The sequence below is a fragment of the Stenotrophomonas sp. YJH_SMC_119 genome, assembly GCF_059368315.1.
Map to the genome: position 1 here is coordinate 88,395 of NZ_JCAFRP010000001.1, position 25,077 is coordinate 113,471.

The 25,077-nt window shown below is 67.8% G+C and carries 24 protein-coding genes and 1 pseudogene; 8 read left to right on the plus strand and 17 right to left on the minus strand.

Features of this window, described 5'->3' with window-relative positions; translation table 11 throughout:
- Nucleotides 1-17 precede the first annotated feature (17 nt).
- The 3 genes from AC5P6S_RS00460 to galE all read left to right on the plus strand — a co-directional run bounded on the left by AC5P6S_RS00460 (nucleotide 18) and on the right by galE (nucleotide 3,122).
- On the plus strand, nucleotides 18-1,163 hold the full coding sequence (locus AC5P6S_RS00460) for a glycosyltransferase family 4 protein (RefSeq protein WP_005410469.1): 1,146 nt from the start codon (nucleotides 18-20) through the stop codon (nucleotides 1,161-1,163).
- Complete coding sequence (locus AC5P6S_RS00465) at nucleotides 1,156-2,013, plus strand: polysaccharide deacetylase family protein (protein WP_005410470.1); 858 nt, start codon at nucleotides 1,156-1,158, stop codon at nucleotides 2,011-2,013. Before AC5P6S_RS00460 ends, AC5P6S_RS00465 begins: the two co-directional genes overlap by 8 nt.
- Before the next feature lie 68 nt (nucleotides 2,014-2,081).
- A complete protein-coding gene (galE, locus tag AC5P6S_RS00470; protein WP_049397007.1) occupies nucleotides 2,082-3,122 on the plus strand; it encodes a UDP-glucose 4-epimerase GalE in 1,041 nt (346 codons plus the stop codon).
- 172 nt (nucleotides 3,123-3,294) lie between these two features.
- On the opposite strand, the gene glmM is transcribed toward galE, so the two are convergent.
- The 5 genes from glmM to trpB all read right to left on the minus strand — a co-directional run bounded on the left by glmM (nucleotide 3,295) and on the right by trpB (nucleotide 8,632).
- Nucleotides 3,295-4,656, minus strand: coding sequence for a phosphoglucosamine mutase (gene glmM, locus AC5P6S_RS00475; protein WP_049397008.1), 1,362 nt, complete (start codon nucleotides 4,654-4,656; stop codon nucleotides 3,295-3,297).
- Nucleotides 4,656-5,531 (minus strand): acetyl-CoA carboxylase, carboxyltransferase subunit beta, encoded by an 876-nt coding sequence (gene accD, locus AC5P6S_RS00480; protein ID WP_005410473.1) that lies wholly within the window; start codon nucleotides 5,529-5,531, stop codon nucleotides 4,656-4,658. Before accD ends, glmM begins: the two co-directional genes overlap by 1 nt.
- Nucleotides 5,532-5,926: 395 nt before the next feature.
- Complete coding sequence (trpA, locus tag AC5P6S_RS00485; RefSeq protein ID WP_185695140.1) at nucleotides 5,927-6,736, minus strand: tryptophan synthase subunit alpha; 810 nt, start codon at nucleotides 6,734-6,736, stop codon at nucleotides 5,927-5,929.
- 1 nt (nucleotide 6,737) lies between these two features.
- Nucleotides 6,738-7,418, minus strand: a complete 681-nt coding sequence (locus AC5P6S_RS00490) for a hypothetical protein (protein ID WP_049397012.1) — start codon at nucleotides 7,416-7,418, stop codon at nucleotides 6,738-6,740.
- Nucleotides 7,415-8,632, minus strand: a complete 1,218-nt coding sequence (gene trpB, locus AC5P6S_RS00495; RefSeq protein WP_005410476.1) for a tryptophan synthase subunit beta — start codon at nucleotides 8,630-8,632, stop codon at nucleotides 7,415-7,417. The genes AC5P6S_RS00490 and trpB overlap by 4 nt, the downstream gene beginning before the upstream one ends.
- A 96-nt stretch (nucleotides 8,633-8,728) precedes the next feature.
- Here trpB and AC5P6S_RS00500 point away from each other — a divergent pair, with 96 nt between their 5' ends.
- Complete coding sequence (locus tag AC5P6S_RS00500) at nucleotides 8,729-9,616, plus strand: LysR family transcriptional regulator (RefSeq protein WP_012480889.1); 888 nt, start codon at nucleotides 8,729-8,731, stop codon at nucleotides 9,614-9,616.
- A 47-nt stretch (nucleotides 9,617-9,663) separates the two neighbouring features.
- Here AC5P6S_RS00500 and AC5P6S_RS00505 read toward each other — a convergent pair.
- From AC5P6S_RS00505 to prmB, 10 genes and pseudogenes are all read right to left on the minus strand, one after another.
- Nucleotides 9,664-9,873, minus strand: a pseudogene (locus AC5P6S_RS00505) (peptidoglycan-binding protein); the annotation flags it as partial.
- 4 nt (nucleotides 9,874-9,877) lie between these two features.
- Nucleotides 9,878-10,543: a hypothetical protein gene (locus tag AC5P6S_RS00510; RefSeq protein ID WP_012480890.1), complete on the minus strand. Its 666-nt coding sequence runs from the start codon at nucleotides 10,541-10,543 to the stop codon at nucleotides 9,878-9,880.
- A 280-nt stretch (nucleotides 10,544-10,823) separates the two neighbouring features.
- On the minus strand, nucleotides 10,824-11,480 hold the full coding sequence (locus tag AC5P6S_RS00515; RefSeq protein WP_005410480.1) for a phosphoribosylanthranilate isomerase: 657 nt from the start codon (nucleotides 11,478-11,480) through the stop codon (nucleotides 10,824-10,826).
- A complete protein-coding gene (truA, locus tag AC5P6S_RS00520) occupies nucleotides 11,477-12,247 on the minus strand; it encodes a tRNA pseudouridine(38-40) synthase TruA (protein ID WP_005410481.1) in 771 nt (256 codons plus the stop codon). The genes AC5P6S_RS00515 and truA overlap by 4 nt, the downstream gene beginning before the upstream one ends.
- Before the next feature lie 32 nt (nucleotides 12,248-12,279).
- On the minus strand, nucleotides 12,280-12,642 hold the full coding sequence (locus AC5P6S_RS00525) for a VOC family protein (protein ID WP_005410482.1): 363 nt from the start codon (nucleotides 12,640-12,642) through the stop codon (nucleotides 12,280-12,282).
- A gap of 26 nt (nucleotides 12,643-12,668) precedes the next feature.
- Nucleotides 12,669-14,729: a FimV/HubP family polar landmark protein gene (locus tag AC5P6S_RS00530; protein WP_495204426.1), complete on the minus strand. Its 2,061-nt coding sequence runs from the start codon at nucleotides 14,727-14,729 to the stop codon at nucleotides 12,669-12,671.
- Nucleotides 14,730-14,879: 150 nt separating this feature from the next.
- On the minus strand, nucleotides 14,880-15,908 hold the full coding sequence (locus AC5P6S_RS00535; RefSeq protein ID WP_049397021.1) for an aspartate-semialdehyde dehydrogenase: 1,029 nt from the start codon (nucleotides 15,906-15,908) through the stop codon (nucleotides 14,880-14,882).
- Nucleotides 15,909-15,999: 91 nt separating this feature from the next.
- Nucleotides 16,000-17,037: a 2-hydroxyacid dehydrogenase gene (locus tag AC5P6S_RS00540; protein ID WP_043034819.1), complete on the minus strand. Its 1,038-nt coding sequence runs from the start codon at nucleotides 17,035-17,037 to the stop codon at nucleotides 16,000-16,002.
- Nucleotides 17,030-18,133 (minus strand): chorismate synthase, encoded by a 1,104-nt coding sequence (aroC, locus tag AC5P6S_RS00545; protein WP_049397023.1) that lies wholly within the window; start codon nucleotides 18,131-18,133, stop codon nucleotides 17,030-17,032. The genes AC5P6S_RS00540 and aroC overlap by 8 nt, the downstream gene beginning before the upstream one ends.
- Complete coding sequence (gene prmB / locus AC5P6S_RS00550; RefSeq protein WP_005410487.1) at nucleotides 18,130-19,059, minus strand: 50S ribosomal protein L3 N(5)-glutamine methyltransferase; 930 nt, start codon at nucleotides 19,057-19,059, stop codon at nucleotides 18,130-18,132. Before prmB ends, aroC begins: the two co-directional genes overlap by 4 nt.
- A gap of 123 nt (nucleotides 19,060-19,182) precedes the next feature.
- Between prmB and AC5P6S_RS00555 the strand changes: the two genes are divergently transcribed.
- Nucleotides 19,183-19,833, plus strand: a complete 651-nt coding sequence (locus AC5P6S_RS00555) for an SCO family protein (RefSeq protein WP_005410488.1) — start codon at nucleotides 19,183-19,185, stop codon at nucleotides 19,831-19,833.
- A complete protein-coding gene (gene asd / locus AC5P6S_RS00560) occupies nucleotides 19,830-20,672 on the plus strand; it encodes an archaetidylserine decarboxylase (protein WP_049397025.1) in 843 nt (280 codons plus the stop codon). Before AC5P6S_RS00555 ends, asd begins: the two co-directional genes overlap by 4 nt.
- A gap of 91 nt (nucleotides 20,673-20,763) precedes the next feature.
- On the opposite strand, the gene AC5P6S_RS00565 is transcribed toward asd, so the two are convergent.
- Together AC5P6S_RS00565 and AC5P6S_RS00570 are read right to left on the minus strand one after the other, a co-directional pair.
- Nucleotides 20,764-21,111 carry a ribonuclease E inhibitor RraB gene (locus AC5P6S_RS00565; RefSeq protein ID WP_005410490.1) on the minus strand — a complete coding sequence of 116 codons (348 nt, stop codon included), beginning with the start codon at nucleotides 21,109-21,111 and terminating at the stop codon, nucleotides 20,764-20,766.
- A 20-nt stretch (nucleotides 21,112-21,131) separates the two neighbouring features.
- Nucleotides 21,132-22,736: a transglycosylase SLT domain-containing protein gene (locus AC5P6S_RS00570; RefSeq protein ID WP_044570661.1), complete on the minus strand. Its 1,605-nt coding sequence runs from the start codon at nucleotides 22,734-22,736 to the stop codon at nucleotides 21,132-21,134.
- A gap of 122 nt (nucleotides 22,737-22,858) precedes the next feature.
- Here AC5P6S_RS00570 and AC5P6S_RS00575 point away from each other — a divergent pair, with 122 nt between their 5' ends.
- Together AC5P6S_RS00575 and greB are read left to right on the plus strand one after the other, a co-directional pair.
- Complete coding sequence (locus tag AC5P6S_RS00575; RefSeq protein WP_012480897.1) at nucleotides 22,859-24,364, plus strand: helicase HerA-like domain-containing protein; 1,506 nt, start codon at nucleotides 22,859-22,861, stop codon at nucleotides 24,362-24,364.
- 79 nt (nucleotides 24,365-24,443) lie between these two features.
- Entirely contained in the window at nucleotides 24,444-24,950 is a 507-nt protein-coding gene (gene greB / locus AC5P6S_RS00580) for a transcription elongation factor GreB (RefSeq protein WP_012480898.1), read from the plus strand.
- The last annotated feature ends 127 nt before the right edge of the window (nucleotides 24,951-25,077 follow it).

Consider the following 25,077-nt stretch of genomic DNA (forward strand, 5'->3'; position numbering starts at 1 on the left):
CACAGAGGATGGATTCCATGAAACGCTCGCTGCGGATCCTGCATACCGAAGCTGCCCGGGGAATGGGCGGCCAGGAGATCTACATCTTCCGCCACATGCAGGTGATGCGTGCGCGTGGGCACCAGGTGTCCCTGCTGTGCCAGCCCGATGCCCGCCTGGCCCAACTCGCACGCGACGATGGCTTCACCGTGCATACCCTGCGCATGGGCGGCCTGGCACGGCTGCTGCGCGGCATCTGGTCGGTGTCACGCCTGGTACGCCGCGAGCGCTACGACGTGGTCAACACCACCAGCCGCCGCGACGCACTGATCGCCGCGGCTGGCGCACGCCTGGGCGGCACGCCACTGGTGGTGCGCTCGCGCCACCTGATGAGTCCGGTCAATTCGTTGCTGACCTATACCGGTCTTCCGCACCGGATCATCACCGTCAGCGATTTCGTCAAGCGGCTGCTGGTCGACCGCGGCATTGCCGCCGAGCACATCGGCATCGTGCCCCCCATGGCGACGCCGCCGCGCTGGGGCATGACCGAGCAGGGCGATCCCTGGGAGAACCTGCAGGCCACCCGCGCACAGGTCCGCGCCGAACTCGGTTTCGCCGAGCGCGACATCGTGGTCGGCTGCGTGGCCGTGCTGCGCGAGCCCAAGGGCCATGCCGAGCTGCTGCGCGCCATGGCGCCACTATGCAAGACCAATCCCGACCTGCACCTGGCCGTGGTCGGCGACGGCGAGCCGGTCATGGGCCGCCTGCAGGCCCTGCGCAGCGAACTCGGGCTGGAGCGCCAGGTGCACCTGCTCGGCTTCCGCAGCGACGCACACCGGCTGATGGCCGGTTTCGACATCTTCGCCCTGGCCACCCACAAGGAAGCCTCCGGGACCGTGTTCCTCGAGGCGGCGCAGGCGGCACTGCCGATCGTCTCGCATCGCGTTGGCGGCGTGCCTGAAATGCTGGTGGAAGGCAGCAATGCCATCCTCACCCGGCTGGGTGATGACGCCGCCCTCACTGGTGCGTTGCGGCTGCTGGTGGATGATCAGGAACGTCGCCGGCAGATGGGCCGCGCCGGTTGGGACTGGATCCGCAGCGCCAAGCAGTTCAGCGCGGCCGGCCACGGAGAGGCCACTGAAAACTACTACCTCCAATGGTTGAAGGAGCTGGGTCATGGCTAACGCCAGAACCGTACCGGTGCTGATGCACCACCATGTCAGCAACTCGCCGGGAATGATCACCGTATCCCCGGAGAACTTCGAGAGCCAGATCGCCTGGCTCGCACGGACCGGCTGGACCTCGCTGACGCTGGACCAGTACGCCGGCTTTCTCGCCGGGAAGCCGGTGCCGCGCAAATCGATCGTGATCACGTTCGACGACGGCTACCTGGACAACTGGGTCTACGCCCATCCGATCCTGCAGAAATACGGCATGCATGCGGTGGTATTCGTGGTCACCGGCTGGATGCACGAAGGTCCGATCCGCCCGCATGCAGGCATCGAAGGCGCCGAGCTGCCGGCCACGCCGGAACATCGCGCCTGCGAGGACCTGATCTACAAGCAGGGCCGCAGCGACGAAGTGATGATGCGCTGGAGCGAAGCGCGTGCGGCAATCGAAGCCGGCACGTTCGAGGTCCACTGCCATACCCACAGCCACACCCGTTGGCTCAAGCGCGATGACCTGGACCGTGCGCAGCGCCGCGAAGGCATCAGCGGCGACCTGGCCATGGCGAAGCAGACGCTGCTGGAGAAGCTCGGCGAAGTCTCCGATACGCTGTGCTGGCCCTATGGTGACTTCGACGATGACTACATCGAAGTGGCACGCGAACAGGGCTTCCGCTACCTGCACACCACCCATCCCTTCGGCCGCAACGTGATTGGCGGCGATCCGGAGCGGATCTATCGCTTCGCGATCCGCAACCGGCCGGCCAGCTGGCTGCGCAAGCGCATCGCATGGAGCTACAACCCGTTGATCGCGCCGATCTTCAACGGCTTCAAGGCGCGGCAGAAGAAGATGGTGCCTGGCCCTTAGGAGGCCACGTTCATCTTGATCGCGGCAGCACCCGTTTTTCGAATGGACTCAAAGGAACAGTGAAGGCAATGAACGTACTGGTGACCGGCGGTGCTGGCTACATCGGCTCGCATGCATGCGTGGAGCTGCAGCAGCAGGGGCACTGCGTGGTCATCGTGGACTCGCTGTGCAACAGCGACGCCAGCGTGGTCGAGCGCATCGGACGGATCACCGGCACGGCACCGGTGTTCGTGCAGGCTGACATCCGGGACCGGCCGCGCATGGCCGCCTTGATGCAGGAGCACGCGATCGATGCCGTACTGCACTTCGCAGCGCTCAAGTCCGTGGGCGAATCCCAGAAGATTCCACTGCAGTATTTCGACAGCAACATCAGCGGTTCGATTGCCCTGCTCGGTGCCATGCAGGATGCAGGCGTGCAGTTGCTGGTCTTCAGCTCTTCGGCAACGGTGTACGGCAACCAGGACCACTGCCCGGTGGCCGAGACCGCTTCAACCTGTGCGATGACGCCCTATGGGCGCACCAAGCTGGTGGTCGAGCAGCTGCTTGCCGACCTGGCGGCAACGGGCCAGGACCTGCATATCGCGACGCTGCGCTACTTCAACCCGGTCGGCGCCCACGCCAGCGCGCTGATCGGCGAGCTTCCGCATGGCACGCCGAGCAACCTGATGCCCTACATCGCGCAGGTCGCCGCCGGGCTGCTGCCGGAGGTCCAGGTCTTCGGGGACGACTATCCGACCCATGATGGTACCGGCGTGCGCGACTACATCCATGTGCAGGACGTCGCCAGCGCCCACGTACTGGCCCTGCAGTTCCTTCGCGACCAGCGGCGCAGCATCACCCTCAACCTTGGCACCGGCCAGGGCCACAGCGTGCTGGAACTGATCCAGGCCTTCGAACTCACCACCGGCGTGCGGGTTCCGTTCCGCATCGTACCGCGGCGCGATGGCGACATCGCGGTCAGCTTCGCCGATGCCTCGCTGGCGCTGCGCGAGCTGGGCTGGAAGGCGCGTCACGATCTCACCGACATGTGCCGGGACACCTGGAAGTGGCAGCGGGCGATGTCACGCACCGCACAAGGTGCAATGCCAGAGCACCTGCCCGCGCGCTGATGCGGGCAGGACCCAGCGGTCGGAAACGCCCGTACACGACGCGTCACAAGGTGCGCAGCCGCAGCTGAACGCGATCGCGGGTCGCGCACGGTTGAGTCCCCCCCCCTACCAGAAAAAAACATGGCCGCAAACGCGGCCATGTCGGGTGCAACACGCGGTATTGCCACGCTGCTCAGGCAGCGGCTTCGCGCACCGCAGCGGACAAGCGATCGAGTGTCTCCTGCATCAGCGTGGCGTCATCGGCTTCGACGGTAACCCGCACCACCGGCTCGGTACCCGACGGGCGCAGGAACGCGCGACCGCGGCCGGCCACCGACTGCTGCGCGGCCGCCAGCGCGGCCTGCACACTGGCGGCCTGCACCGTGGCCTTGGCCGAGACATTGCCCAACCGCACGTTGACCGTTTTCTGCGGCACCCGCTCCAAACCCTTCAGCGCCTGGCGCAGGGTCTGGCCGCCGTTGCGCAGTGCCACCAGTACCTGCAGGGCACTGACAATACCGTCGCCGGTGGTCGCCCGGTCCAGGCACAGCAGGTGGCCCGAGGCCTCACCGCCAAGCACGCCCCCGCCTTCGACCAGCGCCTGGTGCACGTATCGATCACCAACGTTGCTGCGCACGAACGGGATCTGCAGATCGGCGAAAGCTTTCTCCACGCCATAGTTGCTCATCAGCGTGCCGACCACCGGGCCGCGCAGGCGGCCTTCGTCCTTCCAGGCGCGGGCCAGGATGTACAGCAGGTCATCGCCGTCGACCGGGTTGCCCTGGTCGTCGGCCATCAGCACTCGGTCGCCATCACCATCGAAGGCGATGCCGAGATCGGCGCGGGTCTCGCGGACTTTGGCCGCTAGGTTGTCGATATGGGTGGAACCCACACCGGCGTTGATGTTGACGCCGTTGGGCTCGGCACCGATGCCGATCACCTCGGCGCCCAGTTCGCGGAACAGCAGCGGTGCGATCTGGTAGGTGGCGCCGTGTGCGCAATCCAGCACCAGGCGCACGCCACGCAGGTCGAACGCGCGCGGCACGCTGGCCTTGCAGAACTCGATGTAGCGGCCGACCGCTTCGCGCGCGCGCGACGCCTTGCCCAGCTTCTCCGATTCGGCGGTGGTGAACGGAACGTCCAGCGCCGCTTCCAGGGCCAGTTCGGTGGCGTCGTCGAGCTTCTCGCCCTGGGCGGAGAAGAACTTGATGCCGTTGTCGTAATGCGGGTTGTGCGAAGCGCTGATGACGATGCCGGCGTCCACGCCCAGCGTGCGGGTCAGGAACGCCACCGCCGGGGTCGGCATCGGCCCCAGCAGCTGCACGTCGGCGCCGGCAGCGACCAGGCCGGCCTCCAGCGCCGCTTCGAACATGTAGCCGGAAATGCGGGTGTCCTTGCCGATCACCACGATCGGCCGGCGCCCGTCCTGGCCGCGCTGGGCGACCAGGACACGGCCCAGGGCGTTGCCCAGGCGCAGCACGAAGTCGGCCGAGATCACGCCCTGGCCGACCCGCCCACGGATGCCGTCAGTACCGAAGTACTTGCGGCCTCCCATCAAGCCACCTCCGGCGCCGGCTGACGGCCCAGCATTGCCAGCAGATCGGACAGGCGGTCGCGCATCTCGCGACGGTCACAGATCTGGTCGATGGCACCGTGTTCCAGCAGGAACTCCGAACGCTGGAAGCCTTCCGGCAGCTTCTCGCGCACGGTCTGCTCGATCACGCGCGGACCCGCGAAGCCGATCAGCGCCTGCGGCTCGGCGATGTTGATGTCGCCCAGCATCGCGAACGAGGCCGACACGCCACCGGTGGTCGGGTGGGTCAGCACCGAGATGTACGGCAGGCCCGCTTCACGCAGCTTGCCCAGTGCGGCCGAGGTCTTGGCCATCTGCATCAGCGAGAACAGGCCTTCCTGCATGCGCGCGCCGCCACTCTGCGAGAAGCACACGTAGGGGGCACCGATTTCGACTGCGGTTTCGGCGGCCAGCGCGAAACGCTCACCCACCACCGAGCCCATCGAGCCGCCCATGAAGGCGAAGTCGAACGACGAGGCCACCAGTGCACGGCCCTTGAGCAGACCGCGCATGGCGATCAGCGCGTCGTACTCACCCGTGTTCTTCTGCGCGATCTTGATGCGCTCGCTGTACTTCTTCTGGTCCTTGAACTTGAGCAGGTCGGTCGGCCCCAGGCGCGCACCGATCTCGGTAGTGCTGTCGGCGTCGAACAGGGCGGCCAGGCGCGCACGCGCGCGGATCGCCATGTGGTGGCCGCACTTCGGGCAGACCTCCAGGTTCTCTTCCAGTTCCGGACGGTACAACGCGCTGCCGCAGTTGCTGCACTTTTCCCACAGGCCCTCGGGGACACTGCGCTTCTTGCTGGGGGTGTTGTCGGTGCGGATGCCGGACGGCATCAACTTGCTGAGCCAACTCATGCGGGAGGACACTTCCGTTCAGGGCGGCCCGAGGGCCGCAAAGGCGGACAGTCTAGCTCCGCTTTCCCTGCCCGTGCACCCCCTTGCCGGCCACGGAGCCGCCGGAAAAAACCATGCTGGGACGTACGTTTAGGTGCTGGGTCATGCCGGCCGCTGGCCGGCAGCCCCTACGTGCAGACCCATGGGTAGTGCCGGCCGCTGGCCGGCAGCCCCTACGTGCAGACCCATGGGTAGTGCCGGCCGCTGGCCGGCAGCCCCCACGTGCAGACCCATGGGTAGTGCCGGCCGCTGGCCGGCAGCCCCTTACGTGCAGACCCATGGGTAGTGCCGGCCGCTGGCCGGCAGCACTTGCATGTGGCCGTCAGGCAGATGCCGGCCGGCGGCCGGCACGACCGTTACGCGTCCAGCGCCTGCCGCAGCGGGGCCAGAAAGTCTCCAGCACGCTGCGCGGCCTCTTCAGCCGAGCCCGCTTCGGCCAGCACCGCCACCAGTGCACTGCCAACCACCACGCCATCGGCCTGGCGCGCCATCGCCGCAGCACTGGCGGCGTCCTTGATGCCGAAGCCAGCAACCACCGGCACTGAAGCGCGCGCGCGCAGGGCCTGCAGGCGGGCACTGGCGGCATCGCTGTCCAGGCGTTCGGACGCGCCGGTGACACCGGCAAAGCTGACGTAGTAGAGATAGCCACGGGCCAGCGCCAGCAGCTTGTCGGCCCGCGCTTCGCTGGTGGTCGGCGACGCCAGCAGGACCAGTGCCAGGCCGGCTGCATCGAAGGCCTGCTGCGCTTCACCCGCTTCTTCCGGCGGCAGGTCGACCAGCAGTACGCCGTCCACGCCTGCGTCGACGGCGGCCTTGGCGAAGGCCGCGTAGCCATGGATCTCCACCGGGTTGAGGTAGCCCATCAGCACCACCGGGGTCTGCGCGTCGCGCTCGCGGAACTGCGCCACGGCCTGCAGGACGTAGCGGCTGCCAGCCCCCCGTGCCAGCGCGCGCTCGGAGCTGCGCTGGATGGTCGGGCCATCGGCCATCGGGTCGGAGAACGGCACGCCCAGCTCGATCACATCGGCACCGGCCTCAACCAGCGCGTGCATGACCGGCACGGTGGCCTCCAGCGAGGGATCACCGGCAGTGATGAAGGGAATCAGCGCCTTGCGCTGCTGCTCGCGCAGGCGCTGGAAACAGGCATCGAGTCGGGATACAGGCATCTCAGGCACATCCTTCAATCAGTTCAATCGCATCACTGGTCCCCCAGTACATCTGGATGACCTTCCCTTCAAACAGTTCCACCCGGATGCCAAGGGCCGAGCCCGGGTCCTGCCAGGTGAGATACTCGCCCTGCTCACCATCGTAGGCATGCGGGCTGGACACAGGCGGCTTCGGGAACCGGGCAATCGCCTGGGCGCGGGTCATGCCGACGCGCAGGCCGAATGGACCTGGCTGCTGGGTCGGCGCCCCACTTTCCGGATCCAGGCCGAGGTCGAAACGGACCACCCGATCTTCATCGGTCATCATCGACACGCCGGGCGGCAGCCCCTTGCCGTCGTAGTATTCGCAGCTGCCGCCGATGGCTTCGACAGCCCCTTGTGCCGTCCACGGCCCGAAGGCTTTCAGATCGGTCATGTGCTGCCCGATCAATACCTCGCCGGCATGGTCCAGCGCCACCGAGGCCACCGCTGGCGCGTCATCGCTGTCCGTATCGTCCATCGGGGGCGGATCGACGATCGGCGTACGCGCCATCGGATCCAAGTCATCATTGGCGGCGGGCTGCTGCGCCGGCTGCGTGGTGGCCTTGGCGGCCGGCGCCAGTACCGGTGGCTCCGGCGGCTGGCACGCGGCCAGCCCAAGCGCCAGCAGCAGCACGCCGCTGTTCCGCAGCCGCGCGCTCACAGCACCAGCCCTTCGCGCGCAGCGATGGTGTGCACGTCCTTGTCGCCACGGCCGGATAGATTGCAGAGCACGATCTGGTCACGCGGTCGCTCACGCGCCAGCTTGATCGCCTGCGCCAGCGCATGGCTGGACTCCAGTGCCGGCAGGATGCCTTCGGTATGCGCCAGCAGATGGAAAGCCTGCAGCGCTTCCTCGTCGGTGATGCCGAGGTAGCGTGCGCGACCGGTATCGGCCAGGAACGCGTGCTCCGGGCCGACGCCCGGATAGTCCAGGCCGGCTGATACCGAGTGGGTCTCGATGATCTGGCCGTCGTCGTCGCACAGCACATAGGTGCGGTTGCCGTGCAGCACACCGGGGCGACCGGCAGCGATCGAAGCGGCGTGACGGCCGGTGTTGATGCCGTCACCGGCGGCTTCGGCACCGACGATTTCGACCTGGCGATCGTTGAGGAAGGCATGGAACAGGCCGATCGCATTGCTGCCGCCGCCCACGCAGGCGGTGATCGCATCGGGCAGGCGGCCGTACTCGGCCAGCATCTGCTCGCGCGCCTCACGGCCGACGATGGCATTGAAGTCACGGACCATGCGCGGATACGGATCCGGACCGGCGACCGTACCGATGATGTAGAAGGTGTCCTGCACGTTGGTCACCCAGTCGCGCATGGCTTCGTTGAGTGCGTCCTTCAGGGTGGCCGAGCCGGAAGTGACCGGCACCACCGTCGCGCCCAGCAGCTTCATGCGGTAAACATTGATCTTCTGCCGCTCGATGTCGGTGGCGCCCATGTACACCACGCATTCCAGGCCCAGCCGCGCGGCAACCGTGGCACTGGCCACGCCATGCTGGCCGGCCCCGGTCTCGGCAATGATGCGCTTCTTGCCCATCCGCGCGGCCAGCAAGGCCTGGCCGATGGTGTTGTTGATCTTGTGCGCGCCGGTGTGGTTCAGGTCCTCGCGCTTGAGCAGGATCTGCGCGCCACCGACGTGATCGCTCAGGCGCTGGGCGTGATAGATCGGGCTCGGCCGGCCCACGTAGTGCGCCAGATCGCGGTCATAGGCCAGCTGGAATGCGGGATCCTGGCGCGCCTGGTCATAGGCTTGGGCCAGTTCCTGCAGCGGACCGACCAGGGTTTCGGCAACGAAACTGCCGCCATAGCGGCCGAAGTGGCCCTGGGCATCCGGGAAGGCGTGATAGTCGGCAATGGGGGAGGCAGACATGGATACGACCGGTGGTTCAGACAGGTGGATACTCTAGCGCACGGGTCATGACCGGAAAATGGATATTATCTGGCGCATATCGTCAGGAAATCTCACATGAGCCGTTCCCTGCTGCCTCCCCTCAATGCGCTGCGCGCGTTCGAAGCGACGGCCCGCCTTGGCGGCGTTGGGCGCGCCGCGCAGGACCTGCACGTCACCCACGGCGCGGTCAGCCGGCAGTTGAAGCTGCTGGAGGATCACCTTGGCCTGGCGTTGTTCCAGCGGGCCGGCCGTGGCCTGCGCCTGACCGCTGCGGGCACGCGCCTGCAGGCAGCATGCAGCGAGGCCTTCAGCGGCATCGAAGACTGCGTGCGCGAACTGCGGCGGCCGACAGCAGTCCCGGCGCTGGTACTGGGCTGCAGTGGCAGCGTGCTGGCGCGCTGGATGATTCCACGACTGCCAGCATTGCAGGCTGCCCTGCCCGGCGTACGCCTGCAGTGGTCGGCACTGGATGGCAGTTTCACCGAAGCGCAGGCGGCGCTGGACGCGGTGCTGCTGCTGGCGCAGGGCCCGTGGCCACGAGGCTGGCAGGTACGCGAGCTGGCGCCGGAACGGGTCGGCGTGGTGGTGGCGCCGTCGCATCCGGCCGCGCAGCGCCTGCGGCATGCACCGCCGTCGGCGCTGCTGCAGGAGACGCTGCTGCACACCAGCTCACGGCCGCAGGCATGGCCGGCATGGGCACAGGCGCACGATCTGGACGTGTCGAAGCTGCAGCTGGGCACCGCCTTCGAGCACCTGTACTACCTGCTGGAAGCCGCGGTAGCCGGGCTGGGCCCGGCGATCGCACCGGAACCGCTGGTGGCCGAAGACCTGGCCGCAGGCCGGCTGGTCGCACCGTGGGGATTTACCGCCACCGGCGGCTTCTGGGTGCTGGCGCGGCCGGATGGCCCGGCCGATGCACGGGTGGACGCCCTGGCCGACTGGGCAGCAGCACAGCTGCGATGAGACAAGGCTCCGGGTGGCGTTCGCCCCCGAAGTCGGCAACACAAGCCTCAGCGACCGCCCATCGCGACCCGCTGCTGCTCCTCATGCACCCGCTGCTGGTGCGGCGGATCTGCCAGCAGCTTGGCACTGGTCTGCTCCAGCGGCGGTGGCGCCTGAGCCAGATCGATGGCGGTGCGGAAGCCCGGCGTCGTGCCCATCACGAACGCCTTGCCATCCTGCGCCGTGATGCTCTGCAGCTTGTCGGCCGCATCGATACCGTAATTACATTCCGTTGGAAAACACGTCGAGCACGTCCGCACTGACCCAGCCCTGCGCGCAGTTCCCGGCGTAATGTCCCGGCGCCGCCACATGGCAGGCCTCGCCCCCCGTGTTCGCCAGGCCAGTGATCGGCCTGTCGCCATAGGTGTCACACAACGTGTTGCCCTTGCACTTGCCGACCGTTGCTGCGGGAACCGCCACGACGTAATAGAACAGCGGATTCTGTCCGGTACGCCCGATGCCCTGCACGCAGACCAGCTGCCCCTTCGACAGCTTTGCGGTCACGCTGGCCTTGCTGCCGGCAGATGGCATCGCATTCAACGTCTCCACACCCTTGGCGTCGGCTACGCCCGCGAAGAAGCCCTGGTCACCACAGTCCGGCGACAGTTCGACATCGTAGAAATCACCGCTGTCCACATCGCCGGCCGTGCAGCCGCTGCCCGTACTGGCGTTGCTGCATTTCACGCCACTGGCCTGGATCAGCGCCGCCAGGCCGTCGGCAGCCGGTGCTGTGGCGGGTGCGCCTGCCGGTGTGGCAGCGGCCGGTGCCGATGCAGTCGGGGCGGACGAGTCACCGCCCGCACACGCGCCCAATGCAAGCAGCAGGCCGGGCATGATCGTCAGGCGGGCCAGGTGGATACGGTGGGAAGAGAGATGGCGCATATCCATTGCGTCCTCGTTCGAAAGCCAAGGCGTATCTCAGGGGTGCGGCCAGCGACACGCACACCGCATCGCACCCAGCCAGGTCAGGCCGGGCCCATTGTGTCCGATCAGATGCTCGGGAGTGTCGACTTCCTGGCGCTGGATCCTGAATTACCCGAAAGTGGGATGCTCACCGCATTCAGTAGACGTCCGCCTTCATGGCACGGCACGCGACAGGCAAGAACACAGACCCGGCGGAATGCACCGTCGGCGATGACGTTCCGGGTGCGCCCTCAGGGGGCGCGGATCACTCCAGGACCGTGCAGTCCGCGCGGCGCACTTCCTCGACGAAGGTGCGCATCCTGTAGCCGTCCTTGATGCCCGGCTCCAGTTCGATGCCGCTGGACACGTCCACGCCCCAGGGAAGCGTGGCCAGCACAGCGTCGTAGACGTTTTCCGGGTTCAGACCACCGGCCAGCAGGAACGGCCGGTGCAGGCCGGTCGGGATACGGCCCCAGTCGAAGGCCACGCCGGTACCGCCGCCGCCGCCGGGAGCGTGGCTGTCGAACAGGAACCCCGCCGCGCTCGGGTAACGCAGCTGCAACGTGCGCGCATTGACCTCTTCCCGCCCCCCCATGGCGATCGCCTTCAGGTAGGGCATGTTGAAGCTGCGGCAGAAGCTCTCGTCTTCCTCGCCATGGAACTGCAGCAGGGTTGGCCGCACCGTGCGCAGCACCTCGCGCACCTCTTCCTTGCTGTTGTTGCGGAACAGGGCCACCACATCGACCATCGGCGCGATCGCCTGGCGCATCGCGCGTGCTTCGGCAGGCGCAACCCGGCGGCTGCTCTCGCGGGCAAAGATGAAACCCACTGCGTCCACGCCCAGCTCACCGGCCAGGCGGACATCGCCGGCACGGGTCATGCCACAGAACTTGATGCGCGTGCGGTAGTAGGAGCGGCTCATAGCGTGACCTCGGCGGGCAGATGCCAGTTGTCGGGGTACAGGGGCCCAAGGAACACCAGGCCCTGCGGCGGTGCGGTGGGACCGGCTACGGTGCGATCGCGCCCGGCCAGCAGTTCGGCGATCCATTCCACCGGCTTTTCACCGCTGCCCACCAGGATCAACGATCCGACGATATTGCGGACCATGTGATGAAGGAATGCATTGCCCTGCACGGCCACTTCAATCACTTCGCCCTGGCGGCTGACCTGCAGTGATTGCAGCTCACGCCGCGCATGCAGCGCCTGGCACTGCACGGAGCGGAACGCGCTGAAGTCATTTTCGCCGATCAGGGCCTGGCCGGCGGCGTGCATCAGCGTCTCGTCCAGCGCCCGGCGCTCCCAGCTGAGGGTCTGCCGGTCCAGCGCCGGCCGCACCTCGCGGTTGAGCAGGCGGTAGCGGTAGCGGCGCGCGCGTGCCGAGAAGCGGGCGTGGAAATCGTCGGCCACCGGCACGCACCAGCGCACCGCGATCGAGCGCGGCAGGCGGGTGGTGGTGCCCAGCATCCAGGCGCGCGGGTCGCGCACCACGTCGGTATCGAAATGGACGACCTGGCACTGGCCATGCACGCCGGCATCGGTGCGGCCGGCGCAGACCACCTGCAGCGGCGAATCGGCAACCGACGACAGGGCCTGCTCAAGGCTGGCCTGCACGCTGGGACCGCCCTCGCCCAGGTTCTGCCAGCCCCTGAAATCGCTGCCGTCGTATTCGACGCCAAGCGCGTAACGCATGTGCTACCTCGATATTGCGTATGGGACGGCGCTCAGGCCGGATCGCGTTCGGACCAGACCGCCAGTTCGTTGCCACCGGGCTCGACGAACTGGAAGCGGCTGCCACCGGGGAAGGAAAACACCGGGCGCACGATCTCGCCGCCGGCGTCGCGCACGGCGGCCTCGACCGGTGCCAGTGCGTCGGCATACAGCACCAGCAGCGGTGCGCCGCTGTCGCTGGCCCGCTGCGGCTGGCCGCGGAAGAAGCCGCCCTGCAGGCGGCCATCGTCGAACGCCGTGTAGTCGCTGCCGTAATCGACGAACGACCAGCCGAACACCTTCTCGAAGAAGGCGCGGCTTGCGGCCGGGTCGCTGGAAGCGAATTCAACGTAGTCGATGCGACGCTCGCGGCTCATGGCAGGGTCCTTGTCGGCAGGTTCGGTCACGGCAGGCGGGCCAGCAGTTCGCGGGCCTGGGCCTGGCTGTGCAGGTCACCGCCTTCGGCGACTTCCAGCAACAGGGTGCGCGCAGTCTGCGCGTCGCCCAGATCGAGGTAGGCAATGGCCAGTTCCAGGCGCTCCTGGCCGGCACGCGGCGACCAGCCCGCGTCGCCGGCGGGCGCGGCCGCGCTCGGCGCGATATCGTCGGAATGAGAGGCCTCGACGCTGCCATGGTCGATGCTGTCGATGGCTTCCGGACGTACGGTATCCGCCGGAGCCTCGTTCTCATGCGCGTCAGCCGGCAGATCGAACACTCCGCGGAACTGCGGCTGCTGTTCGGCATGCAGTGCGTAGTCCGGCACCGCCACTTCGGCCGGCGCCTGCGGTACAACGCGTTCGTCCTGCAGCGGCTCGGCGACGACAACCTCGTCGCCGGTGGTTGCGGAATCGTCCCAGCGCGGCAGATCGGTCACCGCTTCGGGCAATGCCACCGCGTCCTCGTCGCGCAGTGTCTCGGCCTGCCATTCGGCCCGCACCGCGTGCTCGGCAACGGGTTCGGCGACCACCACGTCGTGCACTTCGGTTTCGGTCGCCCAGGCAGGCATCGCCGGTTCCTGGCGGCCATTGTCGGCAACAGCCGACGACCACGAGGACTGCTCGGCCAGCGTATCCAGCGCCGCACCTGCCGGCACCGCTGCGGCCAGGCCGGCGGCATCGTCTTCCTCACGCAGCGGCGGCAGCGGCGACGGCTTGCGACGACGCAGCAGCCAGGCCGCGCCCGCCGCCAACAGCAGCACCGGCAGCCCCAGCCAGTACCACGGCGTTGCCGCATCACGGGAACCCGGCGCCTGTGCCAGGCGCTGCTGCGCGGCGGCCAGGTCGTTGTCCTTCATCGCGATCAGCGACTGCTGCTGTTCCTTCAGCTTCTCCAGATCGGCCACGCGCTGCTTCAGTTCACCGATCTCGGCATCGCGGGTGGCGATGTCCTCACGCGCCTGGCGCAGTTGTTCATTGCCCAGCATGTCACCCTCGCTGCCGGCAGCGGTGCCGGTGGTTGTGCCCGCATGCGCGGCGTCGGACGCCAGCGCCGGAGCGATCTCAAGTCGTGCCCCGTTGGCGGCAGCCGGGGAAGAAGCGTTCGCGGTTGCCGCCTTGGCGGCCGGCGCGACCGCACCCGCCGGTTGCGGCACGGTACGCGCCTGCCGCCATTGCGCAGCGTGCTCGCGCACCAGCGCGGTGGCCTCGGCGGCATCGACAGCGGCAAGCGCATCGCTGCCCGGCACGCGCAGCACCGCGCCCTGCTTGAGCAGATTGACGTTGCCACGGATGAAGGCTTCGGGATTGGCGCGCAGCAGGGCGATCATCGCGCGGTCGCGGCTGACCTGGTTGCCACGCGCCACCGCGCTGGCGATCTGCGACAGGGTCTGACCGCGCTGTACGGTGACGCTGCCATCGGCCGCCGGTGCAGCGACCGGCGCGGAGGCCGCACGCGGGCGTGCCGGTGCAGGCGCCACCGCAGGTGGCGGCGTAGTGGGCTCCTCTGCCGCTGGCACCGTTGCCGAAGCCGGTGCAGGTTCGCGCACGATGGTATTGGAGAGCGTGCCTGCCGGCGCGACGATCTCCGGCTCGGCCACGGCCAGCGCGCTGGACGGCGCGTCGACCAGCGCGGAGTACTCGCGCACCAGGCGGCCCTGGCCCCAGTCAGCTTCGATCAGGAAGCTCAGCGATGGCGTCTCCACCGGGGCCTGCGAGGTGACGCGCACCACCGCCCTGCCCTGCGCATTGCGGGTCAGCTCGAACTGCAGCTCGCTGACCAGCCCGGTCGGCCGTTGCAGGCCGACGCGTTCGAAGGTGACCGGCGAGGCCAGCGCCACGCGCAGGTTTTCCAGTTCGGACGGGTCCGCCGACACCACCGGGATTTCGGCCAGCAATGGCTGCCCCGGCTTGGACAGGACACGGATGTCTCCCAGGCCCAATGCGAGTGCCGAACTGCTGGCCAGGGCCAGCAGCGCGGTGGAAAGATAGAGGAGCGGGCGCTTTGCGCCCCTGGCCCGTTTATTCATGGGCGACACTATAAAGCGTGCGGACCGGGGTCCGCACCCACCGGAAAGACCCTTGAGGTAGTGCCGGCCGCTGGCCGGCATGCACTCCGGCACATGGATCACGGCAATGCCGGCCAGCGGCCGGCACTACCGGTGAGGCAACCGCTGTGATCAGCGCTGCTCGGCGGCGACCAGCTCGGCCAGCTGCACGGCATTCAACGCCGCGCCCTTGCGCACGTTGTCCGACACGATCCACAGGTTCAGGCCGCGCGGGTGCGAGAGGTCCTCGCGGATGCGGCCGACGTACACCGCGTCCGTGCCCGAGGCGTGGGTGACCGGGGTTGGGTAACCACCGGCTTCGTGACGATCCACCACTTCGATGCCCGGCGACTGCTCCAGCAGCGCGCGCGCTTCGGCGACGGTGACCTTGTCGCGGGTCTCGATCGCCACCGACTCGGAGTGGCCGTAGAACACCGGCACGCGCACCGCAGTCGGGTTCACCAGGATGCTGTCGTCGCCGAGGATCTTGCGGGTTTCCCAGATCAGCTTCATTTCTTCCTTGGTGAAGCCATTGTCCTGGAAGTCGTCGATGTGCGGGATCAGGTTGAAGGCGATCTGCACCGGGAAGCGCTGCGGATCGATTTCCTGGAAGCTCAGCAGCTGGCCGGTCTGCTTGCCCAGTTCCTCGGTAGCCGAACGGCCGCCGCCGGACACCGACTGGTAGGTGGAGACGTTGATACGCTCGATGCCGTACTTGCGGTGCAGTGGCGCCAGCGCCACCAGCATCTGCATGGTCGAGCAGTTCGGGTTGGCGATGATGCCGCGCGGACGGTTGGCCACCTGTTCCGGATTGACCTCGGACACCACCAGCGGCACGTCATCGTCGTAACGGAAGGCCGAAGAGTTGTCGATCACCACCGCACCGGCAGCGGCGAACTTCGGTGCGTATTCCTTGGACACACTGCCACCGGCCGAGAACAGCGCGATCTCGACGCCGCTCGGATCGAAGGTGGCCAGGTCCTGGACCGTGACCTTCTGGCCGTTGAATTCGATCTCGCCGCCGGCCGAACGCTCGGAAGCCAGGACGCTCAGGGTACCGACCGGGAAACCACGCTCGGCCAGGATCGACAACATGGTCTCGCCGACCGCACCGGTGGCACCGACGACGGCGACGTGGAAACTGCGCTGTGCATTGCTCATGGGGGAACTCTCACGAAAACGGGAATGGGGAAGAAACACGCACGACAGCTGGGTTCGGGGAACCTCCTCAAGCGGGGCGCGCGGAGGTTCCCTATCGTTTCCCGGTTTTTTTGCCCAGCGTCACGCGCGCGGCCATCGCCGCATCAGCGTTGATCGCGCTCGGCATGCGCGACGGGCCGCCGTCCAGGCCGAGCCCGGCAACCAGATTATCCACGGCCAGCTGTACCATCGCCGTGCGCGTGGCCAGCGAGGCGCTGCCGATGTGCGGCGTGAGCACGACATTGCGCAGCGCCAGCAGTTCGGGGCGCACCGCCGGCTCACCCTCGTAGACATCCAGGCCGGCAGCGGCCAGACGGCCTCGGGCAAGCGCGTCGGCCAACGCCAGTTCGTCGACGATGCCGCCGCGGGCGATGTTCACCAGGGTGGCTGAGGGCCTCATCTTCGCCAGCGCAGCCGCATCGATGATGTGATGCGAGGCCGGCGTGTAGGGCAGCACGGTGACCAGGTGGTCGGACTGCGCCAGCAGCGTGTCCAGGTCGACGTAGGTCGCGCCGAGCGCAGCCTCGGTCTCGGCCGGAAGGCGCGAACGGTTGTGGTACAGCACCTTCATGCCGAAACCATGCGCGCCGCGGCGGGCGATGCCCTGGCCGATGCGGCCCATGCCGAGGATGCCCAGCGTGCTGCCATGGATGTCTGCGCCAAGCATGGTCTGGAACGACCATTGCTGCCACTGGCCTTCGCGCAGCCAGCGCTCGGATTCGGTGATCCGGCGCGCGGTCGCCATCAACAGGGCGAAACCGAGATCGGCGGTGGTTTCGGTCAGGACGTCCGGCGTGTTGCTGGCGAGGATGCCGGCTGCGCTGAGCGCATCGACATCCAGGTTGTTGTAGCCGACGCCGACATTGGCGATCACCTGCAGCTGCGCGGCGTCGGCCACCTGGGCCGCACCGATGCGCTCGTTGAGGGTGATGATCGCGCCGTCGACGCCGTCCAGCTGTTCGGCGACCTGCTCGGGCGACCAGGCGGTGACCGCATCGGTGCTGCGCAGCTGCACGCGATCGCGCAGCGGCGCGATGGCCGCGTCGATCAGCGGCTGGCTCACCCACACGGTCGGCCGCGTGTCAGCCATCGATCTGCCCGGGAATGCGCGGGGTGATCGTGCCGACATCGCCGCACTGCGCGCGATGGCGCAGCGCCTGGTCCATCAGCACCATCGCCACCATCGCCTCGGCGATCGGGGTGGCGCGGATGCCGACGCAGGGATCGTGGCGACCGGTGGTGACCACCTCGACCACGTTGCCGGCGGTGTCCAGCGACGGGCCCGGCAGGCGCAGGCTGGAGGTCGGCTTCAGGGCGATCGAGGCGACCACCGGCTGGCCGGTGGAGATGCCACCGAGGATGCCGCCGGCGTGATTGCTGGCGAAGCCCTGCGGGGTCAGCAGGTCACGGTGTTCGGTGCCCTTCTGTGCGGCGCTGGCGAAACCGTCGCCGATCTCAACGCCCTTCACCGCGTTGATGCTCATCAGCGCGGCGGCCAGTTCGCCATCGAGCTTGCCGTAGATCGGCTCGCCCCAGCCCGGCGGCACGTTGTCGGCGACCACGTCCACGCGCGCGCCGACCGAATCACCGGACTTGCGCAGCGCATCCATGTACGCCTCCAGCTCGGGCACCTGTGCGGCATGCGGCCAGAAGAACGGATTGTCTTCCACCGCCGACCAGTCGAAACCAGCCGGGGTGATGTCGCCCAGCTGCGACAGGTAGCCGCGCACGGTCACGCCGAAGCGTTCGGCCAGCCACTTCTTGGCGACCACGCCGGCGGCCACGCGCATGGTGGTCTCGCGCGCCGAGGAACGGCCGCCACCGCGCGGGTCGCGGATGCCGTACTTGTGCCAGTAGCTGTAGTCGGCATGACCCGGCCGGAACTGCTGGCCGATGTTCGCGTAATCCTTGCTGCGCTGGTCGGTGTTGCGGATCAGCAGCGCGATCGGCGTGCCGGTGGTCAGGCCCTCGTACACGCCGGACAGGATCTCGACCTCATCGGCCTCGCGGCGGGCCGAGGTGTGCCGGCTCTTGCCGGTCGCGCGACGCTGCAGGTCATGGCCGAATTCGGCCGCGTCCAGCGCCAGCCCCGGAGGGCAGCCATCGATCACGCAGCCGATGGCCGGCCCGTGCGACTCACCGAACGTGGTGACGGTGAACAGCTTGCCGAACGAATTGGAGCTCACGGGCGCTGCGCCGCCAGTTCGGTGATGCGCGCGCTGTGGGCGATCAGCTCGCGGCACTCGACCGCGAAGATGCCCATCTGGCCGACCTTGAACTCGATCCAGGCGAAGTCGACTTCCGGCAGCAGCTTGATCAGGTGCTGCTCGGATTCGCCCACTTCGCAGATCAGCAGGCCGTCCTCGCTCAGGTGCAGCGGGGCGTCACGCAGGATCTTCAGCACCAGGTCCAGGCCGTCGTCGCCGGCACGCAGGCCCATTTCCGGCTCGTAGGAGTATTCCTGCGGCAGGGCATCGGTTTCGTCGTTGGTGACGTACGGCGGATTGGTGACGATCAGGTCGTAGTGGCGGCCGGTCAGGCCGTTGAACAGGTCCGACTTGAGCAGAGTGACGTTGTGCGCCTGCAGGCGCTCCTTGTTTTCTTCGGCCAGCGACAGTGCATCGTCGCTCAGGTCGACGCCGTCCACTTCCCAGTTCGGATAGTAGTGACCCATCGCAATGGCGATGCAGCCCGAGCCGGTGCACAGGTCCAGCGCACGGCTGACATCGCGGCCGGCCAGCCACGGCTCGAAGCCGCATTCGATCAGTTCGGCGATCGGCGAGCGCGGCACCAGGGCGCGCTTGTCGCTCTTGAAGCTCAGGCCGGCGAACCAGGCCTCACCGGTCAGGTAGGCGGCCGGGATGCGTTCGTCGATGCGACGCTGGAACAGCTCCAGCACGCGCAGCTTCTCGGCCTGCAGCAGGCGCGCCTGGCCATAGGCCGGGCCGAGGTCATGCGGCAGGTGCAGGCTGTGCAGCACCAGCTGGGTGGCCTCGTCCAGCGCGTTGTCGTAGCTGTGCCCGAAGGTCAGTCCGGCTTCGTTGAAACGGCTGGTGCCGTAGCGGATCAGATCGATGATCGTGTGGAGTTCGGCGGCCGTTTCAGCGGTCATGGCGGTACTGCGGGCAAAGTGGCCCCCGATTATAGGGGCTGGCGCCCGTGGCGGCATCCGTTGCGGCGGAAACGATTCGGGCCACAGCCGGTATGATGGGGCCCACTTCGCGCGGGAGCCCCCATGTTCAATCGCAACGCCGGCATCATCCTGCTGATCGCCCTGGCGGCGGGTCTCGGTCTGCTGGCCGCCCAGCAGCTGTTCGCGCCGAAGCCGCCGGCCAATGCCCCGGCCACCGAAGCGATCACGCTGTACCCGCAGCCGCGCGAACTGCCCGACTTCAACCTGGCCCAGTCCGACGGCACCCGCCTGATCCCGGGCGAACTGAAGGGCCACTGGACCCTGGTATTCCTGGGCTTCACCTTCTGCCCGGACGTCTGCCCGACCACCCTGGCCGAGCTGGCCGGCGCGCAGAACCAGTGGGAAGCCCTGCCCGACAGCCTGCGCCCACGCGTGTTGTTCATCTCGGTCGACCCCGACCGCGACAGCGCCACCCGCCTCGGCGAGTACGTGCACGGCTTCCACAAGGACACCCTGGCCGCCACCGCTGACGTTCCCTCGCTGGAGCGCTTCGCCACCTCGTTGGGCTTCGTGTTCCAGAAGGTACCGGGCAAGCATTTCGACGAGAACCCCGAGGATTACACCGTCGAGCATTCGGCCAGCCTGGCCGTGCTCGACCCGCAGGGCCGCCTTGCCGGCCTGGTACGCCCCCCGTTCAACGCGCCGGCCATTGCCCGCGACCTGCAGAAGCTGACCGAGAAAACCGCCCCATGAGCCTCACCACCGCCCTGACGTACGCCCTGCCACACCGCCTGCTGTCCTCGATGGCGCGTTCGCTGGCGTACTCGGACGATCCGCGCGTATCGCGCTGGCTGATCGACACGGTCACCCGCAAGTTCAACGTCAACCTGGACGAAGCGGCCAACCCGGACCCGCGCAGCTATGCGACCTTCAACCAGTTCTTCACCCGTGCGCTGAAGCCGGGCGCGCGCGTGGCTGACGCCGATCCGCGCAGCCTGGTGATGCCGGCCGACGGCCGCATCAGCCAGCTGGGGAAGATCGAGGCCGGCCGCATCTTCCAGGCCAAGGGCCAGTCATTCACCGCTGCCGAACTGCTGGGCAGTGACGAGGACGCCAAGCCATACAACGATGGCCTCTACGCCACGGTGTACCTGTCGCCGCGCGATTACCACCGCGTGCACATGCCGTGGACCGGCACCCTGCGTGAGACCGTGCACGTGCCGGGGCGCCTGTTCAGCGTTGGTCCGGCGGCAGTGAACGGCGTACCGCGCCTGTTCGCCCGCAACGAGCGCCTGGTCTGCCACTTCGACACCAACTTCGGGCCGATGGTCAGCGTGATGGTCGGTGCGCTGCTGGTGTCCGGGGTGGAAACCGTGTGGAGCGGCGAGGAGATTCCGCACTATGGCGACCGCATCACCCGCAAGGACTACCGCGGCCAGGGCATCAGGCTGGAGCGCTTTGCCGAGATGGCGCGCTTCAACTACGGCTCCACCGTGATCGTGCTGCTGCCGCCAGGCGTGGCTGACTTCGCCCCGCAGTTGGGCGCTGAAAGCCCGGTGCAGCTGGGCCAGGCGCTGGCCAGGCTGCGCTGAGGCTTCGGTAGTGCCGGCCGCTGGCCGGCATCTCCGCTGATCCAACGCGTCGAGCATTGCCGGCCAGCGGCCGGCACTACCGGTACGCGCGTTACTGCAGGGACGGGGCCGGACCGACGTCCATGCCGTCGTAGTCTTCCACGCCCTTCTCCGCGGCCAGCGCTGCGAATTCCTGGTTGCGGCGGTCAAGCGAGGCTTCGTCGTGGATCTCGACGCGCTCCACATGCAGCACGTGGAACGGCGCGTCGCCCTCTTCCGGATCCTGTTCGAACAATTCCACGAAGGTGTAACCCTGCGCCTGCAGGTGCTGCGCCAGTGCCTGCAACGGCTCGGCAGTGGAGTGCACGAAGAAGTACCCCCACAGCAACGGGCCGGTGATGTCCCAGTCGGTGTTTTCGCGGAGGTTGGCGAACAGGTTGCGGGTGTCTTCGAGGTCCATGCGGATTCCAGGGTAGGGGATTACTTGTCGCAGCCCTGCAGCTTCAGCGTCTGGCCGTGGCGCAGGCTGTAGGCCGGGGCCTTCAGGCCGTTGGCACGGGCCAGGGTGGGCACGTCGCACTGGAACTTGGCCGCGATGGCGCCCAGGGTTTCACCCCGGCCCACCTTGTGGCTGCGCACCGGCTTCGGGCGCGCCGCCGGGCGCGGCGTGGCCACCGGAGCGACCGGCGTGGTCGGCACGCTGGTGGACGCGGCCGCATCGGCCACCGGCACCACGCCGCCCACGGCCACGCTCCCGGTGTAGCTGGTCGCGGTCGGGCGCTTGATTGCTGCGTTCAGATCGGCGGTGATCAGCGTCCGGGCCAGGTCGGCACGCGGGCCACTGACGCAGTTGCGCTGGTACAGGCCGGCGATGCGGGTGGTGGCATTGATCAGCGTGCCGGCCGGGATCCAGCCATCGGCCTCATAGCGCGGGTTGAGGTTGCGCAGCGCGCGCATGTAGCCATCGCGGGTGCCGTGGCTGCCCAGGCAGATGGTCAGTTCGTAGATGGTGGTCGACTTGGCCAGGCGCAGCGTGGCCGGTTGCGCGCTGATCTTCGGGAACTCCACGCCGTATTGCTGCGGGTGCAGGAAGATCCAGGCCGCGGCGATCACCATCGGCACGTAGTCCTTGGTCTCGCCGGGGAACTGGTTGTAGACGCTGTCGGTCCAGAAGCTCTGCCCGGCGCTCTGCTTGAAGACGCGCGCGGCGCGGCCTTCGCCACCATTATAGGCGGCCACCGACATTTCCACGTTGTTGTTCAGTTCGCGCAGGCGTTCGTTGAGGTAGCTGGCGCTGGCTTCGGCGGCGCTGCGCGCGTCAAAGCGGGTGTCGAAGCCGGTGCCGTCCGGGCCGAGGCCGAAGCGGCGGCCGGTGGCCGGCATGAACTGCATCAGGCCCGCCGCGCCGGCGCGCGAGGAGGCATGCACGCGGCCGTTGGATTCCTTGGCCATGATGCCGAACAGCAGCGCTTCGGGCAGTCCACGCTTCTCCCACTCCGGCCACATCACCGCACGCAGGTTCTGGTAGTTCTCGTAGCTGGTCAGCAACGCCGGGCGCATGTCGGTCAGCCAGCGGCGGATGCCGGCCTGCACCGCCGGGTTGTATTCGACCATGCTGTCGAAGGCGTGCCGCTTGTCGTTCAGCAGCGCGGCAGCGCGCGCGGCCTCCGGTACGTCGGCGGTAAGCGGGCCGATGTGGTCGGGGTCGGCTTCCAGGCGATCACCGCCCTCGTCGGCCACGTCATCGCTGGCGGCCGCGTCGGCGTCGTGCTTGAGCAGGCGCTTGTAGCTGGCCAGCAGGGTGCCCATCTGGCAGCCCTTCTGCTTCACGCAGTCGTTGAGGACATCTTCCATGTCCTCCAGCGCGGCGTCGGCTTCGTTGCTGCCCTTGGGGTCGGCATTGGCGACCAGCAGCAGCGCATCGCTGTAACGCTTCTCGGCGACGGTCATGCGCTGCTGCAGCGCATCCACCTTCACCTTGTCCCGGGCCGAAACCCGCTGCGCATGGGCGTCGGGCGCCAGGGAAACCAGGCCGGCCAGGGCCAGCAGCGGCCAACCGCGGGAAATCAGGACAGGAACGGGCATTGATGGCACTGTGTGCGAAACAGGCAGGCAGAGTAGCGGCGCCGCCAAGGTCCGGGCAAGCCGACCTTCGGACCGTCACCGCCGGCGGTTAACATTGGGCTATTCACCACAAGGGCTGGACCATGGATCCGATTCTGCTCGGCAAAGGCATCACCGACGATGTGGCCGTCACCCTGCTGCCGAAACTCGGCAACCGCCACGGCCTGGTGGCCGGCGCCACCGGTACCGGCAAGACGGTGACCCTGATGACCCTGGCCGAGGGCTTCTCGCGGCTGGGCGTGCCGGTGTTCCTGGCCGATGTGAAGGGCGATGTGTCCGGCCTGGCGGTGCCCGGCACCGGCGCCGAGAACCTGCTCAAGCGCGCCGCCGAGATCGGCGTGGCCGACTACGCACCGGCCGCCAGCCCGACCATTTTCTGGGACCTGTACGGCAAGCTGGGTCACCCGGTGCGCACCACGGTCAGCGAGATGGGCCCGACCCTGCTGGCGCGCATCCTCGAGTTGAACGACACCCAGTCCGGCGTGCTCGACATCGTGTTCAAGCTGGCCGACGACCGTGGCCTGCTGCTGCTGGACATGGATGACCTGCGCGCGCTGCTCGGCCTGGTGGCCGAGGAGCGCAAGGACATCTCCACCGAGTACGGCCTGGTCAGCGCGCAGTCCATCGCTGCGATCCAGCGGTCGGTGCTGCGCCTGGCGCAGGATGGCGGCGAGAACTTCTTCGGTGAGCCGGCCCTGGAACTGGCCGACATCATGCGGGTCAATCACGACGGCCGCGGCATGATCGGCATCCTTGCCGCCGACCAGCTGGTGCTCAAGCCGAAGCTGTATTCCACCTTCCTGTTGTGGCTGCTGTCGGAGCTGTTCGAGCAGCTGCCGGAGGTGGGCGACCTGGACAAGCCGAAGCTGGTCTTCATCTTCGACGAAGCGCACCTGCTGTTCGACGATGCACCGCCGTCGCTGGTGCAGCGCATCGAGCAGGTGGTGCGCCTGATCCGCTCCAAGGGCGTGGGCGTGTACTTCTGCTCGCAGTTCCCTGATGACGTGCCGGGCAACATCCTCGGCCAGCTCGGCAACCGCGTGCAGCATGCGCTGCGTGCATTCACCCCGCGCGACCAGAAGGCAGTGAAGACTGCTGCCGAGACCTTCGTGCCGAACCCGAAGCTGGACGTGGCCAAGGTGCTCAGCCAGCTCGGTACCGGCGAAGCGCTGGTGTCCACGCTGCAGGACAAGGGTGTGCCGATGCCGGTGCAGCAGACGATGATCGCGCCGCCGCGCTGCCGGATGGGGCCGATCACCGACGCCGAGCGTGCCCAGGTGCGTGCCGGCAGCCCGGTCGGCAGCCGCTACGACACCGCGATCAACCGCGAATCGGCCGCCGAACTGCTGGCCCAGCGTGCGCAGAAGACCGTCGAACAGGCGCAGGCACCGGCCGCGCGCAGCCGCGAGCAGGACGAAGCGCAGGAAGGCGGTTTCGGCCAGGCGATCAAGGACGCGATCTTCGGCACCAAGCGCCGCCAGGGCATGATCGAAACCATGGCCAAGCAGACCACGCGCACCGTCGGCACCAAGCTGGGCAACCAGATCGTGCGTGGCATCCTGGGTGGCATCTTCGGCGGCAAGCGCTGATCCGCCACTACTGGGGTCGGATCCCTTTCCTGCGGAAAGGATCCGACCCCATCGTTCCCCTGAAAAGAAGTCGCACCACATGTCGCGTTGGCGTCCCCCTGCAGAAAAGAGTACCGCCCTGATCACCGCCTCCGGCCATGCCCGGCTGAAGGCCGAGCTGGATGACCTATGGCGTGTGCGCCGCCCCGAGGTGGTGAAGGCACTGGCCGCGGCCGCTGCGGAAGGCGACCGTTCGGAAAACGCCGAGTACACCTATCGCAAGAAGCAGCTGGGCGAGATCGACCGTCGTGTGCGCTACCTGACCAAGCGGTTGGAATCGCTACGCGTGGTTGATACCACGCCGACCGATCCGCTGGCGGTGTTCTTCGGCGCATGGGTGGAACTGGAGAACGTGGACAGCGGTGAGACCAGCCGCTATCGCATTGTCGGGCCGGATGAGACCGATGCTGGGCTGGGTTGGATCAGCATCGATTCCCCCCTGGCGCGTGCGCTGCTGAAGAAGCGGCTGGATGATGAATTTTCGGTGGAACTGCCCGGCGGCCAGTTCACCTTCGCGGTGATCAGCGTGGAATACGAACCGCTGTAGCGTCGACTGTCAGTCGACCACCGCGCGAAGCGCGGCACAAACCTCCGCAGCCGGACGGTAAGCGCACCGTGCTCCTCATCGCGGTTGATGACTCGCCGAAGCCTTCTGTCGGGCGTTCACGGCCTCG